Annotated in this window: 16 protein-coding genes; 5 read left to right on the top strand and 11 right to left on the bottom strand. The window is 67.4% G+C overall.

Going from position 1 to position 16,515, the window contains the following annotated elements; all coding sequences use genetic code 11:
- Positions 1–51 precede the first annotated feature (51 nt).
- The 11 genes from A5789_RS29400 to A5789_RS29350 all read right to left on the bottom strand — a co-directional run bounded on the left by A5789_RS29400 (position 52) and on the right by A5789_RS29350 (position 11,189).
- On the bottom strand, positions 52–801 hold the full coding sequence (locus tag A5789_RS29400) for a DUF427 domain-containing protein (RefSeq protein ID WP_064906837.1): 750 nt from the start codon (positions 799–801) through the stop codon (positions 52–54).
- Positions 798–1,667, bottom strand: coding sequence for a helix-turn-helix transcriptional regulator (locus tag A5789_RS29395; protein ID WP_082941044.1), 870 nt, complete (start codon positions 1,665–1,667; stop codon positions 798–800). The genes A5789_RS29400 and A5789_RS29395 overlap by 4 nt, the downstream gene beginning before the upstream one ends.
- Entirely contained in the window at positions 1,664–2,185 is a 522-nt protein-coding gene (locus tag A5789_RS29390; RefSeq protein ID WP_063010051.1) for a DUF6879 family protein, read from the bottom strand. Before A5789_RS29390 ends, A5789_RS29395 begins: the two co-directional genes overlap by 4 nt.
- Positions 2,163–2,498, bottom strand: coding sequence for a hypothetical protein (locus A5789_RS29385; RefSeq protein ID WP_063010200.1), 336 nt, complete (start codon positions 2,496–2,498; stop codon positions 2,163–2,165). Before A5789_RS29385 ends, A5789_RS29390 begins: the two co-directional genes overlap by 23 nt.
- A gap of 834 nt (positions 2,499–3,332) precedes the next feature.
- Entirely contained in the window at positions 3,333–4,586 is a 1,254-nt protein-coding gene (locus tag A5789_RS29380) for an MFS transporter (RefSeq protein WP_064906839.1), read from the bottom strand.
- A gap of 8 nt (positions 4,587–4,594) precedes the next feature.
- Complete coding sequence (locus A5789_RS29375; protein ID WP_030518691.1) at positions 4,595–5,095, bottom strand: MarR family winged helix-turn-helix transcriptional regulator; 501 nt, start codon at positions 5,093–5,095, stop codon at positions 4,595–4,597.
- A gap of 297 nt (positions 5,096–5,392) precedes the next feature.
- A complete protein-coding gene (locus A5789_RS29370) occupies positions 5,393–6,493 on the bottom strand; it encodes an acyl-CoA dehydrogenase family protein (RefSeq protein ID WP_064906840.1) in 1,101 nt (366 codons plus the stop codon).
- 31 nt (positions 6,494–6,524) lie between these two features.
- Positions 6,525–7,529, bottom strand: a complete 1,005-nt coding sequence (locus A5789_RS29365) for an acyl-CoA dehydrogenase family protein (protein WP_063010045.1) — start codon at positions 7,527–7,529, stop codon at positions 6,525–6,527.
- A 55-nt stretch (positions 7,530–7,584) separates the two neighbouring features.
- The gene (locus A5789_RS29360) at positions 7,585–8,742 is read right to left on the bottom strand and encodes an acyl-CoA dehydrogenase family protein (protein WP_030518688.1); all 1,158 of its coding nucleotides are present in this window, start codon (positions 8,740–8,742) and stop codon (positions 7,585–7,587) included.
- Positions 8,743–9,645 carry an enoyl-CoA hydratase gene (locus tag A5789_RS29355; RefSeq protein WP_255359499.1) on the bottom strand — a complete coding sequence of 301 codons (903 nt, stop codon included), beginning with the start codon at positions 9,643–9,645 and terminating at the stop codon, positions 8,743–8,745. It lies immediately after the preceding gene.
- On the bottom strand, positions 9,642–11,189 hold the full coding sequence (locus tag A5789_RS29350; protein WP_064906841.1) for a FadD3 family acyl-CoA ligase: 1,548 nt from the start codon (positions 11,187–11,189) through the stop codon (positions 9,642–9,644). The genes A5789_RS29355 and A5789_RS29350 overlap by 4 nt, the downstream gene beginning before the upstream one ends.
- Positions 11,190–11,330: 141 nt before the next feature.
- Here A5789_RS29350 and A5789_RS29345 point away from each other — a divergent pair, with 141 nt between their 5' ends.
- The 5 genes from A5789_RS29345 (at position 11,331) to A5789_RS29325 (ending at position 16,335) form a co-directional block, all read left to right on the top strand.
- Positions 11,331–12,614, top strand: coding sequence for an acyl-CoA dehydrogenase family protein (locus tag A5789_RS29345; protein ID WP_082941043.1), 1,284 nt, complete (start codon positions 11,331–11,333; stop codon positions 12,612–12,614).
- A gap of 75 nt (positions 12,615–12,689) precedes the next feature.
- A complete protein-coding gene (locus A5789_RS29340) occupies positions 12,690–13,484 on the top strand; it encodes an SDR family oxidoreductase (RefSeq protein ID WP_064906842.1) in 795 nt (264 codons plus the stop codon).
- Between the two features lie 211 nt (positions 13,485–13,695).
- Positions 13,696–14,430 (top strand): hypothetical protein, encoded by a 735-nt coding sequence (locus A5789_RS29335; protein WP_063010041.1) that lies wholly within the window; start codon positions 13,696–13,698, stop codon positions 14,428–14,430.
- A gap of 45 nt (positions 14,431–14,475) precedes the next feature.
- Positions 14,476–15,138, top strand: a complete 663-nt coding sequence (locus tag A5789_RS29330) for a TetR/AcrR family transcriptional regulator (protein ID WP_063010039.1) — start codon at positions 14,476–14,478, stop codon at positions 15,136–15,138.
- A 9-nt stretch (positions 15,139–15,147) separates the two neighbouring features.
- Positions 15,148–16,335, top strand: coding sequence for an acetyl-CoA C-acetyltransferase (locus A5789_RS29325; RefSeq protein WP_051757277.1), 1,188 nt, complete (start codon positions 15,148–15,150; stop codon positions 16,333–16,335).
- Positions 16,336–16,515: the final 180 nt, after the last annotated feature.

Here is a 16,515-nt window from a genome sequence, read left to right as displayed (position 1 = left end):
CGGAGGCGTCCGGAAAGCCCTGTGCCGGCGGGCCGGAGGTAGCGCCGTGATTCAGCTGAACGGGGTCGAGTGTTCCTGCCGGACCCCGTCCACGTACAGCTCGACCTTCTCGTTGTAGAAGCAGACCAGCCCGGCGACCTTCTGACTCTCCGGCAGGGGAGTGCGGTAGTACCAGACCAGATCGGGATAGTCGGTGTCGCCGACGCGGATGTTGTAGTACTCGGCGGTGCCCTTGTAGGGACAGCTCGTCGTGGTGGCCGAGGGCGTGAGCAGATCCATCCGCACATCGGTCAGCGGCAGGTAGTAGCGGGGGACGAGCCCGGTCTCGTAGAGGATGTGCGGCGAATCCGATTCCGCCACCACCTCGCTGCCGAGTTCCACCCGCACGGTGCGTGAACTGGCGAGGATGTCGACGCGCGTATAGGGATTGCGCGGATGGACGTAGATCGGCTCGTCCTCCTCGAACCACTGATCCATCTGTTCCCACTCCAAGCGGATGTGCTCGCGCAGCTCCGGGATCGGCGACTCCGGATAGCGAAGGGCCGCAGCGGGTCTGGTGGTATCGCCGATCACCACGTCGTAGATGTCGCCCTCGCCGCGACTGGTGGAATGCTTGGTTGATCCGGTCGCGACCAGTTCGGCGCGAACGTCCTCGACCGGCACGTAGTAGGTGGGGTAGTAGGGGCTCTCCCAGACCAGCAGTGGACGGATGGTGTCCGCGACGACGTGCCCGTCCACATAGGCCCGGATTCGCCGGTGACCCGCCTCGGTCCGTACCCGCCCCCGATTCGTCTCGGTCATTGCACCACGGTACGCGCGGAAGGTGACGCGGTGTGCGTCCGAGATTCGATCGCGCGGCGGATGATCTCTCGGGCTTTGTCTCCTGTCACGGATTCTTCGGCGAGTTCAGCGAACAATCGACCGTAGACAGCGATCTCTCGCGGCTGAGTAATCGTCAACTCGGCCGTGACAGCTTCCACGAGTGTCAGTCGTTCGTCGAAGATGACGAAATTGGTCGTTTGCATCGGTACTTCGGCTTGTGCCGGAACGATGCCGAGGAGGACTCGGGGGAGCCCGATGACGGCTAGAAGCCGGTCGAGTTGTCCGAGCACTACCGCGTCCGTGCCGACAGTGGTGTGTAGGGCTTGCTCGGCCACCAGAATGTGAAACCGGTGATCGCCGCGGTACAGCATTTGCTGGCGCTCGAGCCGTTTCGACACGCCCTCGTCCAGGTCATCAGGCACCTGGTAGAAGTCGATGTACCGGCGCAAGACGGCCGCCGCATATTCGGCGGTTTGCAGGATGCCGGGGATGATGTTCGGCTGAAAGATCCGCATCAGTTTCGACTCTTCGGCGAGCTTCACCGCTTCCTGCTGGCGACGTTTCGTACCGGTGCCGAGAACCTTCCGCCATTCGAGATATGCGGCTTGGACGTTTCGCAACGTGGCTATGAGGTCCGGCAGCTGGTCCTCGTTACCGGTGTGGGCGCAGTAGGCGTGTAAATGTGCTTCTGTCGGGCTTCTGTCGCCGGTCTCGATCTTCGACACCACCGATTCGTGCCAGCCGGCCAGGGCGGCCAGCTGGCGGCCGGACATGCCGGCGTCGCGACGAAGCCCTCGGAGGATCGCCCCGAGGGCTCGCCGTTGTTCATGGATTGCGTTCGTCACTGCTTGGCGTACTCCGCATACGGGATTGCCAGCTTCCACAGACGTTCGCGTACTCGAAGGCAGTACTCGACGATTTCGGGATCGGTGGTGACCGCCAGGCCGCCGGCGGGCACTCCGGCCGAATCAGTCAGGTTGTAGACCACGCGTTGTGCATCCATCAACCACCAGTCGTCCGGCGGCACTTGTCCAGCGATGTGGCGGGGTACGTATCGGATGTCTTCACCGGCATCGATATTCGACCCGGTGACCGACAGCAACCACCGCTGGTAGTCCGAATGCGGCTCGGTAACCACGCGTACCCGGGACACTGTCACACCTCGAGCGGTTGTTTCTCGCATGAGGTCTTGCCAGGGCGTGTGGCTGTACGGTGCCGGCTCGCCGGCGAGGAATGCCCGTACCCGGGATTCTTCGTCGGGTACGTGGTATTCGTCCCGAACTTCGAGATGGAAGGCGCTCCGCGTGAGCTCACGAAACAGGTTCGGCCACAGGTCCGGCTCAGTGTTGGGGCGCAGCAGCATTGCCGTAGTACCTCCGTACTTGTTTCGGAACCTCGATCGCCGTCTCATTCTCTGCCAAGGTGAGCATGCTGAACACGTCCGGTTCGCTGATCGCGCGGCCGGACACCGCGAACGTACCGCGGCCGGTGTCGGTCATCGTTGAGCCGATGAACGTATCCGGCTCCGCAAATGCCGGCAGTAAATGCGGGATCTCAACGGTTCCAACAGTTGGCGTCTCCCATCCCTGCACGATGTAGGTGCCTCGATCGGTTGCGTAGAGGCTGGGGCAGCCGCCTGAGTCGGATCCGCCTTTGCCCAGGAACTTCAGGTTCAACGTCCTATCTCCCGTCCAGAGGTGTGGCACTTCTTGACTCTTCCTCGCAGTATTTTCTCGTAAATCGACGGCTTTCGTCGCAGGTAAGGCACTTTTGCCAAGTAATGCCAAGTTGGTAGACCGACTGATGCGCCCGCTCCTACCGTTCTGACCGAGCCCCGGCACCGGGCCGAAACGACTTCCCCGGTGCCGGGTGCCATACCACGGCGCACGAGGGGATGGAGACGACATGGAAGCAAGGCCCAGGCGCGCAAGGCTTTACGTGTTTCCCGGTGGCGTGCTGGAGATAGCCGATTATGGGGACGGCGATTCGGGTGGTGTTTACCTGGAGTTCAGAAGTTCGCCTCTGCCGCAGCGTGTTTCATCCGCATCCGATGTACCCCCGCCTCTTCGCCCGATCGATTCTGCCGATGCGGAGACGTGCGGACGAGTTCTCCGGTCGCTGCGTCGGTGGGAGGCATAACCGCGTGCTTACCGTGGCGTGGATTGTCGTCGTCGGGTTGCCGCTGGGTGTGGTCGTCTGGGCTGCCCGGCCCTACCGGTACGGGTGTTCGGCCGGGAAAGGTCGACGCGGCACCGGCCCGCAGCGGTATGCCCGAACTTTTCGTGCAAACCTCGGCGGAAATGCGAGAAAACTGCCGAGAACGGCCAGGTTTGCACGATTTGTTCACCGGTTCCAGCCGCACGAGCGGCGACGTGGATAGGAAAGGCCGGAATCCCCTGCGGGTTTCGCGAGGGGATTCCGGCTCGCCGCCGTTGCGGTCAGAGAAGGGGTACCGCAGCGGAGGGTGTCGTCACGGCGACGGGGTGGGCCGCTCGGGACGACGAGCTCGGTCAGTCGTCGCCGACGGTGATGGCTTCGGCTTCGGCCGGGCTGTGTTCGGCCGGGTCGTGCTCGTCCATGTGGGACAGGGCCGACCGGCCGCCGAGCAGCACCAGGACGCCGACCGCGGTACACGCGGCGCCGACCCAGAACGGCAGGGCCATCTGATGTTCGCCGAGCTTGCCGGCCAGATACGGGGCGGCGGCGCCACCGACGAACCGGACGAAGCTGTAGGCGGCCGAGGCGGTGGAGCGTTCCACCGGGGCGGAGATCATCACGGCCTCGGTGATCAGGGTGTTGTTCACGCCGAGGAACAGGCCCGCCGATACGGTGCCCACGATCAGCACCGGCTTGTGATCGGCCCAGATCGCCATCGCGGCCAGATCCGCGGCGAACAGCGCCAGCGCGGTCGCGATCATCGGCACGGTGCCGAATATGCGCTGCAGTCGCGGCGCGAAGACCACCGAAGCCAGCGCCAGCAGCAGACCCCAGCCGAAGAAGATGAACCCGATCGAATAGGTGCCCATGTTCAGCGGGAACGGGGTGTAGGCGAGCAGGGTGAAGAACCCGTAGTTGTAGAGCAGTGCGGTGATGCTGACCAGCAGCAGTCCGCGGTGCCGTAAGGCCTTGAAGGGGGCCGTGATCGAGGTGTGGTGGGCCGGTTTCGGCATCTCCGGCAGCAGGGCGACGATCGCGACGAACGCCACCGCCATCAGGACGGCGACACCGAAGAACGGTGCGCGCCAGCTGAATCCGCCCAGGAATCCGCCGACCAGCGGTCCGGCGGCGATACCGATGCCCAGTGCCGCCTCGTACAGGACGATGGCCCGGGCGACTCCGCCGCTGGCCGCGCCCACGATGGTGGCCAATGCGGTCGCGATGAACAGCGCGTTACCCAGTCCCCATCCGGCGCGGAAGCCGACGATCTGCCCGACCGTTCCCGACGATCCGGCCAGCGCGGCGAAGACCACGATGATGGCCAGGCCGGCGAGCAGCGTCTTCTTGGCGCCGAAGCGGCTCGACACCACGCCGGTGATCAGCATCGCGACACCGGTGACCAGCATGTAGCTGGTGAACAGCAGGGTGACCTGCGACGGCGATGCGTGCAGCTGTTCGCCGATCGGTTTCAGAATCGGATCCACCAGGCCGATACCCATGAAGGCGATGACCGAGGCGAAAGCTACTGCCCATACCGATTTGGGCTGCTTGGTCGTCGGAGTGGTCGTCGCCTCGGTCGCGGTCGGCGATGAGAGAGTGGTGCTCATCAACGCTCCTACTTCGAGACTGTGTGCGGTGCAGCCGATTTCAGGGCTTCGAGGAGATCGGTCAGTTCACTTTCGAGGTGGCTGAGCCGGTCGATGCCGAAGTCGGGCAACCGGGCCGCGAGGGCGGTGCCGAACGCGCGACGGGACACGGACAACTGTTCGTGCCCCGCCGGCGTCAGCTCGACGACCACGGCTCTGGAGTCGTCGGGGTCTTTGGTGCGCGCGGCGAGTCCGGCGGCTGTCAGCCGGCCGATCAGCGCCGTTGCCGAGGGCTGGGAGCAACCGTCGATCTCCGCGAATTCGCTGATTCGCAGCGGACCGTGCTCTTCGAGCGTGGACAGCGCCCGCACCATCGCACGCGGGAGCGCTCGGGTTCCCAGCGTGCCGGCCAGTCGAGTGAGCCGCGCGGCGGTGACGGCGATGTCGACCATGAGCACCTCGGCCGGATCCGGGGCGGAGACCGAGCTCCGGGCCGAATCGGGGAGAGTGGGCGACTCGTTCGACTGCACGAAAATTATGTTACATAAGCTAACTATGTATGTACATAGCCTAACTATCTATTTTCCGGTGACCTCGCGCACAGCTAGTTTAGGCAGGTCAGCGCCGCTCTTGCGGCCGCAGCCGCAACGGTAGCCGCTTCGCTGTCGGTGGCGGCGGTGGCGGCAGGCGGCTGTACCAGCAGGGTTGAACGGGGCGGAACGGCAGAGCCGGACGGCCGGGTCGCGAACACGACTCGACCCCGCGACCGTGGGGCGCGGGGTCGGAGTACGCGAGCGCGGCCGCGTGAATTGTCGGGCGATGCCGGATCAGGCGGGTCGAGCCAGCGGCCGCCCCGGCATCCCGAACAGTTCGGCATCGCCGTGCGCCCGCTTGAAATACAGATGCGCGTCGTGCTCCCAGGTGATGGCGATACCGCCGTGCATCTGCACGGTCTCCGACACCACCGAACGGAACGCGTGTGAGCAGTGGATGCGCGCCGACTCGAGGTCGAGCGTCGTCTCCGCGGTCACCGGTCGATCGAGATCCGCGATCGCGGCGTACGCGGCCGAGCGGGCCGATTCCACCAGCACGTACATATCGGCCATGCGGTGCTTGAGCGCCTGGAAACTGCCGATCGGGCGGCCGAACTGGACGCGCGACTTGCTGTACTCCACGGTCGTGTCGAGGCACTGATCGGCCGCGCCGACCTGTTCGGCGGCCAGGGCGGTCCAGGCCACCGCCCGCAGGCGAGCCGTGATCGCGTCCGCATCCCCGCCCAGCCGGGTGGCCTCCGCGCCGTCGAAGGCGACGGTGCTCAGGCGCCGCGTCGGATCCATGGTCCGGACGACGGTGCGGGTGACTCCCGGTGCGGTGGCGTCGATTTCGTAGAGTCCGTCGGCTGTCACCACCAGCAGGGTGTCGGCGTTGGCGCCGTCGAGGACGTAGTGCGCGGTCCCGGTCAATGTGCCGCCGTCGGCCCGCACCGCGTATCCCGCGGGTCCGCGAGCCGCACCGGTGCTCGCGACTGCGCTTGTCGCCCAGCCTTTTTCGTCCGCCCAGCACACCGCTAGCGTCCGGCTGCCCTCGGCGACCCCGGGCAGCAATCGCTGCGCCGCGGCGGCATCGCCCGTCGCCAGCACGGCCTGGACGCCGAGGACCGCCGATCCGAGCATCGGCGGGTTGTGCAGCGTGCGCCCCAGTTCCTCGATCACCACCAGCGCCGTATCGATCCCGGCGCCGACGCCGCCGTACTCCTCCGGAATCGCCAGCGCGGCCACACCCACCTGCTCGCACAGCAGTTGCCACAGCCGCTCGTCGTAACCGAGTTCGCTGTCGATCGCCTGCCGCAGGACGGCCCGGTCGCCGTGCCGGGTGAGGACGGCGCGTACGGTCGCGGCCAGTTCCTGCAGTTCCGCGGTATCGGTCATCGCCGTACTCCCGTCTCGTCGTCTCGGTGGTTCACGCGCCGGCCGCCACCGGCGTACGCAGCGCCGCGGCGATCCGGGCGCGATGGAAATCGGCGGTGCCCCACGCGGATCGCAGAGCGGTCACCTTGGTCAGCCACAGCGACAGATCGCATTCGGCCGTGTAACCGATGGCGCCGTGCACCTGCAGGGCGATCCGCGCCGTCCGGTACGCGGCCTCCGCGCAGGCGAACTTGGCCGCCGAGACATCGCGGGCGCGGTCGGCGGTGCCGAAGCTCAGCGCCGCGCGGTACAGCAGCGGTTCGGCCATGTCGAGGCCGATCTTCGCATCGGCCAGATGGTGTTTGATGGCCTGGTAGCGCCCGATCGGCTGCCCGAACTGATGCCGCTGGATCACATAGGCGACGCTGGTGGCCAGCATCGCGTTACCCGCGCCCAGCAGCTGGGCCGCCGCCGCCAGCGCACCGGCGTCGAACGCCGTCTCCGCCGCGGCGAGCACCGAATCACCCTGTGCCACCACCTCGTCCGGGCTCACCGTATACAGCCGCCGCGCCGCGTCCACCGACTCGATCCGGTCGCCTCGGCGAGCCGTGCACAGCTTGTCACCGTCCACGACCAGCACCACATCGGCGGAATCGGCGTCGAGGGCCGGTGTCTGCGGCGAGAGCGCGATGGTGCCGAGCGACTCACCCTCGGCGAAGCCGGGCAGCCATCGCCGCGCCGGGCCGGAATCGTCGAGCGCCTGCAACAGCGCCGGAATCACCGCGGCGGTCTCGATCACCGGGCCCGGCACCGCGGCCCGGCCGAATTCCCGGCACGCCACCACCAGGTCGATGGTCTCGGCGCCCATCCCGTCGTATTCCTCGGCCACGGCCAGGCCCAGAGCGCCGGCGCCGGCCAGTTGCCGGATCAGTGCCCGGCCGCCACGGGCGCCGCCGCCGTTCCAGTTGCGGATGACGGCGGGCGTACCCGCGGCATCGCACATCTTGCGCAGGCTGTCGGCGAAGTCGCGTTGTTCGGGGGACAGTGCAAATCTCATCGATGGGTCCATTCGGGGGTGCGGCGCGGGGAGGCGGGGTGGCACATGGCGGATCTCAACGCGGTAGCCCGAGCAGGCGCTCGGCGACGATATTGCGCTGAATCTCGTTGGTACCGGCATAGATCGGGCCCGCCAGCGAGAACAGGTAGCCGTCGGTCCAGGCGCTGCTCTGCTCGGCCGAGGCGCCGAGCAGATCCAGGGCGGTCTCGTGCATCGCGATATCGAGTTCGGACCAGAAGACCTTGTTGATCGACGATTCCGCGCCGAGTTTGCCGCCCTCCGACAGCCGGGTCACGGTGCCGAGGGTGTTGAGCCGGTAGGCCTCCGCGCCGATCCACGCGTCGACCACGCGGTTGCGGGCCGCGGTGTCGGCCGGATCGGCGGTCTCGCGCCACAGCTCGATCAAGCGCGCGGCCGTGGCGTTGAACCGGCCCGGGCTGCGCAGCGACAGGCCGCGTTCGTTGCTGGAGGTGCTCATCGCCACCCGCCAGCCCGCGCCCGGTTCGCCGATCACATCGCGATCGGGGACGAAGACGTTGTCCAGGAAGATCTCCGCGAAACCGGGCTCGCCGTCGAGCTGCGGGATGGGCCGCACGGTCACACCGTCCGCGGACAGCGGGAACATCACATAGGTGAGGCCTGAATGCCGCGAAGCGGCCAAACCCTTACTGCGCCGCTCCTCCTCTGTTTCGCTGCGGAACAGGCCGAAGGCCCAGTCCGCGAACGAGGCTCGCGAACTCCAGGTCTTCTGCCCGTTGAGCACCCAGCCGCCCTCGACCCGCTTCGCGCTGGATCGAATGCCCGCGAGGTCGCTACCGGCCTCCGGCTCCGACCACGCCTGCGCCCAGATGTCGTCGGCGCGAGCCATTCTCGGCAGGATGCGCTCGAGCTGTTCCGGCGTACCGTGTTCGAACAGGGTGGGGGCCAGCAGGAAGATGCCGTTCTGGCTCACCCGCCCGGGCGCGCCCGCGGCGTAGTACTCCTCCTCGAACAGCACCCACTCGAGCAGCGAGGCGTCGCGCCCGCCGTATTCGCGCTGCCACGACACCACCGAGAGCCGGGCATCGGCGAGGGTGTGCTCCCAGGCTCGATGCGCCTCGAAACCCTCCCGGGTGTCCATCGACGGCAGCGGTTCGGCGGGGACGTTCGCGCGCAGGAATTCGCGCACTTCGAGCTGAAATTGCGCTGCGGCCGAATCGAGTTCGAGATCCATCTACTTGCCGCTCCGTTCTGCGGTCGTGGCGGTCGTTGCGGTCGCCTTCATCGACTTGGCGGTCATACCGGCCAGCGAGTCGGTGCCGACCTCGGCGTTGTGGGCGTGGGCGAAGTGGTGCAGGCCGAAGACCGAATCCATACCGGCGCGCAACCCCATCAGGTCCTCGCACTGGTTGACGGCCTTCTTGGTCAGCGCCAAGCCGAATTGCGGCATGGTGGCGATCTTCTCGGCCAGCTCGAGAGTGTGCGATTCCAATTCGGCGCGAGGCACGACCCGGTTGACCATGCCCCACTCGTAGGCCTGCTCGGCGCTGAACCGATCACCGGTGAACAGCACCTCCTTGGCCCGCCGCGGACCCAGCACCCAGGGGTGCGCGAAGTACTCGACGCCCGGAATGCCCATCCGGACAACGGGATCGGAGAAGAAGGCGTCGTCGGCGGCGACGATCATGTCGCACACCCAGGCCAGCATCATCGCGCCCGCGATGCAGGCGCCCTGCACCATCGCGATGGTGGGTTTGGGAATCTCCCGCCAGCGCCGGCACATGCCGAGGTAGACCTCGAGCTCCCGGGCGAAGCGCTGATCGCCGCCGGGCCGGTCGACGTGGTCCCACCACAGCGCGGCCTTGTTGTCGTATTCGATGTGGTGGTCGCGTCCGGGCGTGCCGATGTCGTGCCCGGCGCTGAAGTGTTTTCCGCTGCCCGCCAGGATGATCACCTTGACCTCGGCGTCCTCGACCGCCCGCGTGAAGGCGGCGTCGAGCGCGTAGGTCATCACCGAATTCTGGGCGTTGCGGTAGTCGGGCCGGTTCATCGTGACCAGGGCGATCGGACCACGGCGCTCGTAGGTGACGACTTCGCCCTCGTCCGGAATCGGCGCGGGGGTTGCGTCTGTGGTCACGAGATCTCCTCACGTAGTTGCCGCTTGAGCACCTTGCCGGCGGCGCTGTAGGGCAGCCGGTCCCGGAACTCCACGAATCGCGGCACCTTGAAATTGGCCAGGGTCTTCTTCGCGTAGGCGACGACGTCGTCTTCGGACAGTTCGGCACCCGCCCGGCGCACGATGTAGGCCTTGCCGACCTCGCCCATCCGCTCGTCCGGCACCCCGATCACGGCGGATTCGGCGACGCCGTCGAGCCGGGCCAGAGTCTGTTCGATCTCGGCCGGGTAGACGTTGAAGCCGCCGGAGATGTACATGTCCTTGAGCCGGTCGGTGATCTTGAGATAGCCGCGCTCGTCGAGGATTCCGACGTCGCCGGTGTGCAACCAGCCGTCGGCGTCGATGGTCTTGGCCGTGGCCTCGGGATCGTCGAGATAGCCGACCATCACGTTCGGCCCGCGCAGCAACACCTCGCCGTGATCGCCGATGCGCACCTCGAATCCGGCCATGGCCGCACCGGAGGTATTGGCGATGGTCTCCGGATCGTCGTCGGGCAGGCACATGGTGCCGAAGCCGGAGGATTCGGAGAGGCCGTACGCGGTGACGACCACCTCGAATTCCAGTTCGCTGCGCATTCTCTCGACCAGCACCACGGGTACGGTCGCCGCGCCGGTGACCGCCACCCGCAGGCTGCTCAGATCGAAATCGGCGCGGGCGGGATGTTCCAGGATGGTCTGGTAGATCGTCGGCGGACCGGTCAATACCGTGATGGCCTGCTCCTGCACCATCCGCATCGTCTGCGGCACGTCGAAGGTCGCCTGGGGCACGATCGTGGCGCCGGTGACCAGGCAGGCGAGGATGGCCGCCTTGTAGCCGAAGTTGTGGAAGAACGGCGGGATCACCAGATAGCGATCGGAGCTGTTCAGCGTCGACCGCTCCACCCAGGCCCGCACCACATCGAGCGCCTGGCGCTGGGCGACGAGCGTGCCCTTGCTGCGGCCGGTGGTGCCCGAGGTGAACAGGATGTCGGCGATGTCTTCGGGCTCGACCGATTCCGCGCGCGCGATCACCTTCTCCACCGGCGTCTGCGCGGCGAGTTCGGCCAGTTGCGACCAGGCGACGGCATCGTCGTAGGCCGATTCGCCGTCCGCCGGAATGACGATGATCGTGCCGACCGCCAATTCCGGTGCGGCCGCGCGCAATTCCGCGAGGCGCTGCCGGCCCAGGAACGGATCGGCGATGAACAGCGCCTTCGCATCGACCCGGGCGATTACATCGGCGGCCTCGTCGGCGACGTAGCGGGTGTTGAGCGGAACCAGTGCGGCGCCGGTGTAGTGCGTGGCCAGTGCGGCCACCACCCAGTGCCAGGTGTTGGGCGCCCAGATCGCGATCCGATCGCCGCGCTGGATTCCGCGCGCGATCAGCGCCCCCGCCGTCTGCCGCACGGCATCGAGTAGTTGCACCCAGCTCAGGTGCACCTCGCCGTCGCTGACCGCCGCCGCATCGCCGTGGATGCGCGCGGCTTCGTGCAGGGCGAGAGGGGTGGTCTGCACAGGGGGTGTCACGTCGTCCTCGTCTTCTACACGCTGGTCGACGGGCCGAGCAGCCGGCTTGTCCGGCGTGGTGACGGCTCGGTCCGTCGGTCGATTCGCGCTGCAGAGCTCACCGCCCTACAAAGCAAGTGCTTGGTAGGTTACTCTACCGGAGTGAGTGCGATCCAGACCCCCGATTCCGCCGCCGGCGCGGATGCCTCCGGCACGGCGGCCCCCGGTACGGAAAACGCAGCCGACCAGGAATTCCGCGCCGAAGTGCGGGAATGGCTGGCCGAAAACCTGAACGGGCAGTTCCGCGAGCTGCGCGGGCTCGGCGGGCCCGGAAGTGAGCACGAAGCCTTCGACGAGCGGCTGGAGTGGGACCGCCACCTCGCCGCGGCGGGGTTGACCTGCCTGGGCTGGCCGCTCGAGTACGGCGGCCGGGCGGCGACGCTGCGCCAGCAGGTGATCTTCCACGAGGAGTACGCGAGCGCGAATGCCCCGGCGCGCGTCTCGCACCTGGGGGAGGAGCTGCTCGGCCCGACCCTGCTCGCCTTCGGCACCGAGGAGCAGAAACAGCGTTTCCTGCCCGGTATCCGCTCGGTCACCGAACTATGGTGTCAGGGATATTCCGAGCCCGGGGCCGGTTCGGACCTGGCGAACGTGTCGACCAGCGCCCGGCTCGACGGTGACGAATGGTCGATCAACGGCCAGAAGATCTGGACCTCGCTGGCGCATCTGTCGGACTGGTGTTTCGTCATCGCCCGCACCGAATCCGGCTCGACCCGCCACCACGGCCTGTCCTATCTGCTGGTGCCGATGAAGCAGCCCGGTATCGAGGTGCGCCCGATCATCCAGCTCACCGGAACCGCCGAATTCAACGAGGTGTTCTTCGACAACGCCCGCACCGCCGCCGATCTGGTGGTGGGCAAACCCGGTGAGGGCTGGCGAGTCGCCATGGGCACGTTGACCTTCGAGCGCGGCATCTCCACCGTCGGCCAGCAGATCCGGTTCGCGCGCGAACTGTCGAATCTGGAGGCGGTGGCGAAAGCCAATGGCGCGCTGGCGGATCCGGCTCTGGCCGAACGCATCGACCAGGCGTGGGTGGGTTTGCGCGTGCTGCGCGCACACGCGCTGCGGACCCTGGAATCGGCGCATCAGAACGTCGACGCCCGCACCGCCGCCGGCCAGGCCTCGGTCTCGAAGCTGTTGTGGGCCAATTGGCATCGCGGCCTCGGCGAACTGGCCATGGACGTGCTCGGCGCCGAAGGCCTGATCGCCCGGCCTCCGGTCGGCGGCACCGGCTCCGCCCTCGATCCGCACCCGGCGGACGATCTGAACCAATGGCAGCGCCTCTATCTGTTCACCCGCGCCGACACGATCTACGGCGGCTCGAACGAAGTGCAGCGCAACATCATCTCCGAACGCGTGCTCGGCCTGCCCCGCGAAGCCCGCTGACCACCCCGCCCGGCCGAACGCTCGGCCGGAAACCATCGGCCGAAGCCGCTGTTCGGCCGTAAGGAAGGACCTACAGTGCCTGATCTCTCGGTTCCGCCCCAGCCGATCTCCGGTCACGGACTGCTCGCCGGCCGGGTCGCGGTGATCACCGCCGCCGCCGGCACGGGCATCGGATCGGCCACCGCGCGCCGCATGCTCAACGAGGGCGCCGACGTCGTGGTCTCCGACTGGCACGAACGCCGGCTGAAGCAGACCGAGGAGGAGCTGGCCGCGGAATTCCCGCAGCGCAAGGTCGCCTCGGTGGTCTGCGACGTGACCAGTACCGAACAGGTCGACGAACTGATCCGCGCCGCGGTGCAGCGCCTGGGCCGCATCGACATCATGGTCAACAACGCCGGCCTGGGCGGTGAGACACCGGTCGTCGACATGACCGACGAACAGTGGGATCGCGTCCTGGACATCACGCTGAACGGCACCTTCCGCTGCACCCGCGCCGCGCTGAACTACTTCCGCACCGCGGGCCACGGCGGCGTGATCGTCAACAACGCCAGCGTGCTCGGCTGGCGGGCCCAGCACGGCCAGGCCCACTACGCGGCCGCCAAGGCCGGTGTCATGGCATTGACCCGCTGCAGCGCCGTGGAGGCCGCGGAACTGGGCGTGCGGATCAACGCGGTCGCGCCGAGCATCGCCCGCCACCCCTTCCTGGACAAGGTGAGCTCCACCGAACTGCTCGATCGCCTGGCCGCGGGCGAGGCCTTCGGCCGGGCCGCCGAGCCGTGGGAGGTCGCCGCCACCATCGCGATGCTCGCCAGCGACTACACCTCCTACATGACAGGCGAAGTCGTCTCGGTAAGCAGCCAACGCGCTTGAGAGGAAACCTCTGCGAGAGGCACGCCCCGACGGCCCTGAGGTAACGCACCAGGGTGCACAGCTGCGAGAGGTACACCCTGGTGGTTCTCGGCCCAGGGGGCCGAGAACCCCGCCGCAGCGAAGCGGAGGCGAAAAAACACTGGCGCCGACTGCCCTTACCTGTGGGATCCTGAGAACGTCCGGTTCCGACAGTTCGAAGGGACCACGACCCATGGGTCTGGACGGTCGACAGGAAGACAACGACGTACTGGAACTCGAGTTGATTCGCGAGGTGGTGCTCGCGCGGCGGCGGCAGGACAGCGTCGTGCTCGCCGCTCTCACCCTCGGTGCGGAATTGCTCGATCACCCCGATGCGCACGCGACGGCGACCCGCGCTGCGCAGATTCTGCACGAACACGAGGTCGACGAGGCCGAGGTGGCACGCGATCCGCGTGCCGCCCTGCGTGCGGATATGGCCCGCGATCGGCGGCGAGTGCGGCGCATCGGCGCCGGCTGCGGCCCGGGGGAGGCCGATCCCGGTGGGGAACGCCGCCGGCAGCAGACCGCCTTGCTGTGCGAGGTGCGCGCCGATCTACTGGAGGTGGTCCGGCGCTGCCGGCGATTCCGATTCGATCGCCTCGCCTTCGCCGACGGCATCGATCGAGGACTGGCCGCGGCCACCGGCAAATTGGAGGGCGCCGCCGATCGCGACACCTATCTGGCGTGGCGGCGCGGCATCGTGCTCAAACTCAGTGAGATCCCGGATCCGGCCGGCCCCCCGCGGGCGATGGCGACCGTGGACGCGGGACCCGGCCGGGGGCCGCTGACGGTGGAATGGGACAGCTGCGAGCGTCGGCTCGCGCTGGTGGCACGGATGAAACGGGCCGGTATCCCGCCGATGGAGATCTGCGATCGGCTCCTCGTCGATCTGTCGATGTCCTCGCCGCTGCGCTATTCCATTCGGTGAGCCACCACCGTAGACCAAGCAAATGCTTGGTTGTATTATGGCCGAGTGACCGCATCCGAGGCCTCCAAATCCGCACGCCGCAACGAGTTGCTCGGCCTGGCCGCCGGCCTGTTCGCCGAGCGCGGCCTGCGTGCGACCACGGTCCGCGATATCGCCGATGCGGCGGGGATTCTATCCGGCAGTCTCTACCACCACTTCGACTCGAAAGAGGCGATGGTGGACGAGATTCTGCGCGGCTTCCTCGACGATCTGTTCGGCCGCTACCGCGAGATCGTCGCCTCCAACCTGTCGCCGCGAGCCACGCTCGAGGCGCTGGTCATCGCCTCCTGTGAATCGTTCGACCGCTGGCATTCGGCCGTCGCGATCTATCAGGCCGAGGCCAAAAGGCTCAGTGACACACCGCGTTTCGAGTACATCGCGGAATACAACCGGGAATTCCGGGAGCTGTGGCGCAATGTGCTCACCGAGGGCGTGCGCGACGGCAGCTTCCGCCCCGAGCTCGATGTCGAGCTCGCCTTCCGCTTCCTGCGCGACACCGTCTGGGTGGCGGTGCGCTGGTATCAGCCCGGCGGCCGCATCACCGCGGACACCCTCGCCAAGCAGTATCTGACCATCGTGCTCGATGGGCTCACCAACCCCGAGAACCGTTCCGGCGCAGTTCATTCCGGAGCATCTCAGTCCGGCGCCGAATCCGGCACATCCGAATAGGAGCGTTACATGTCCACACCGTCCGATCGCCGCCGGTACGCGCCGGTACGCGAGGCCTACGTCATCGATGCCGTGCGGACGCCGATCGGTAAGCGCGGCGGTGCGCTGGCCGGTGTGCATCCCGCCGACCTCGGCGCGGCGGCACTGCAGGGGTTGCTGGGCCGCAACGCCATCGATCCCGGCAACGTCGACGATGTGATCTTCGGCTGTGTCGACGCCATCGGCCCGCAGGCCGGCAACATCGCCCGGACAGCCTGGCTGGCGGCCGGATATCCGGAGGAGGTCCCCGGTACCACGGTGGACCGTCAGTGCGGATCCAGCCAGCAGGCGATCAATTTCGGCGCGCAGGCCATCATGAGCGGCACCGCCGAGGTGATCGTCGCCGGGGGCGTGCAGAACATGAGCGCGATCCCGATCTCGGCCGCCATGCTGGCCGGTAAGGAATACGGTTTCGACTCACCGTTCGTCGGCGCCAAGGGCTGGGACCACCGCTACGGCACCGGTGAGGTCTCGCAGTTCAACGGCGCGCAGCTGATCGCCGAGAAGTGGGATATCAGCCGGGAAGATATGGAGCGCTGGGCACTTCGCAGCCACGAACGCGCCCGCAAGGCCATCGCCGAGGGTTCCTTCGATCGCGAGATCGTGCCGGTCGGCGATTTCTGGATCGACGAGGGCCCGCGCGAGACCAGCCTGGAGAAGATGGCCGGACTCAAGCCGCTCAGCGAGGGCAGCCGCCTGACCGCCGCGGTCGCCAGCCAGATCTCCGACGGCGCCAGCGCCACCCTGCTGGCCTCCGACTGGGCCGTCGCCGAATACGGCTTGAAGCCGCGCGCCCGCATCCACCACGTCAGCGCCCGCGGCGCCGACCCGATCTACATGCTCACCGCGCCGATCCCGGCGACCAAGTGGGCGCTGGAGCAGACCGGGCTGACCATCGACGACATCGATGTCGTCGAGATCAACGAGGCATTCGCCTCCGTGGTGCTGGCCTGGCTGAAGGAGACCGGCGCGAACCCCGACAAGGTGAACGTGCACGGCGGCGCGATCGCGCTCGGACATCCGCTCGGCGCCACCGGCGCGAAGCTGTTCGCCACCCTGCTCAACGAGCTCGAGCGGGTGAACGGCCGCTACGGCCTGCTCACCATCTGCGAGGGCGGCGGCACGGCCAACGTCACCATCATCGAGCGAATCTCCTGAGCCGCTTCGCCTTTCGTCAGGCGAATCCGATCCGGTGAACACGGAAGAGGCCCCCCCCGCCGCGGGGCCTCTTCTCATATATGTGTCTTATAAAAAAAACCGCGCCCCCCCGCCTAGCCGGCAGAGCGGTTTGCGGGGTGGGGGTGGAAAAAAAAAAGGGGGGGGGGGGGGGGGGGGGGG

Source organism: Nocardia sp. 852002-51101_SCH5132738, from assembly GCF_001665695.1.
In the GTDB taxonomy this organism is placed as follows: Bacteria; Actinomycetota; Actinomycetes; order Mycobacteriales; family Mycobacteriaceae; genus Nocardia; species Nocardia nova.
This window is presented reverse-complemented; position numbering and strand designations above follow the sequence as displayed.

Excerpts from the sequence above, each read along its gene's own strand:
- A5789_RS29370 (WP_064906840.1), bottom strand. The coding sequence starts at position 6,493 with ATGACCGATACCGCGGAACTGCAGGAACTGGCCGCGACCGTACGCGCC.
- A5789_RS29390 (WP_063010051.1), bottom strand. The coding sequence starts at position 2,185 with ATGCTGCTGCGCCCCAACACTGAGCCGGACCTGTGGCCGAACCTGTTT.
- A5789_RS29360 (WP_030518688.1), bottom strand. The coding sequence starts at position 8,742 with ATGGATCTCGAACTCGATTCGGCCGCAGCGCAATTTCAGCTCGAAGTG.
- A5789_RS29365 (WP_063010045.1), bottom strand. The coding sequence starts at position 7,529 with ATGAGATTTGCACTGTCCCCCGAACAACGCGACTTCGCCGACAGCCTG.
- A5789_RS29325 (WP_051757277.1), top strand. The coding sequence starts at position 15,148 with ATGTCCACACCGTCCGATCGCCGCCGGTACGCGCCGGTACGCGAGGCC.
- A5789_RS29400 (WP_064906837.1), bottom strand. The coding sequence starts at position 801 with ATGACCGAGACGAATCGGGGGCGGGTACGGACCGAGGCGGGTCACCGG.
- A5789_RS29335 (WP_063010041.1), top strand. The coding sequence starts at position 13,696 with ATGGGTCTGGACGGTCGACAGGAAGACAACGACGTACTGGAACTCGAG.
- A5789_RS29380 (WP_064906839.1), bottom strand. The coding sequence starts at position 4,586 with ATGAGCACCACTCTCTCATCGCCGACCGCGACCGAGGCGACGACCACT.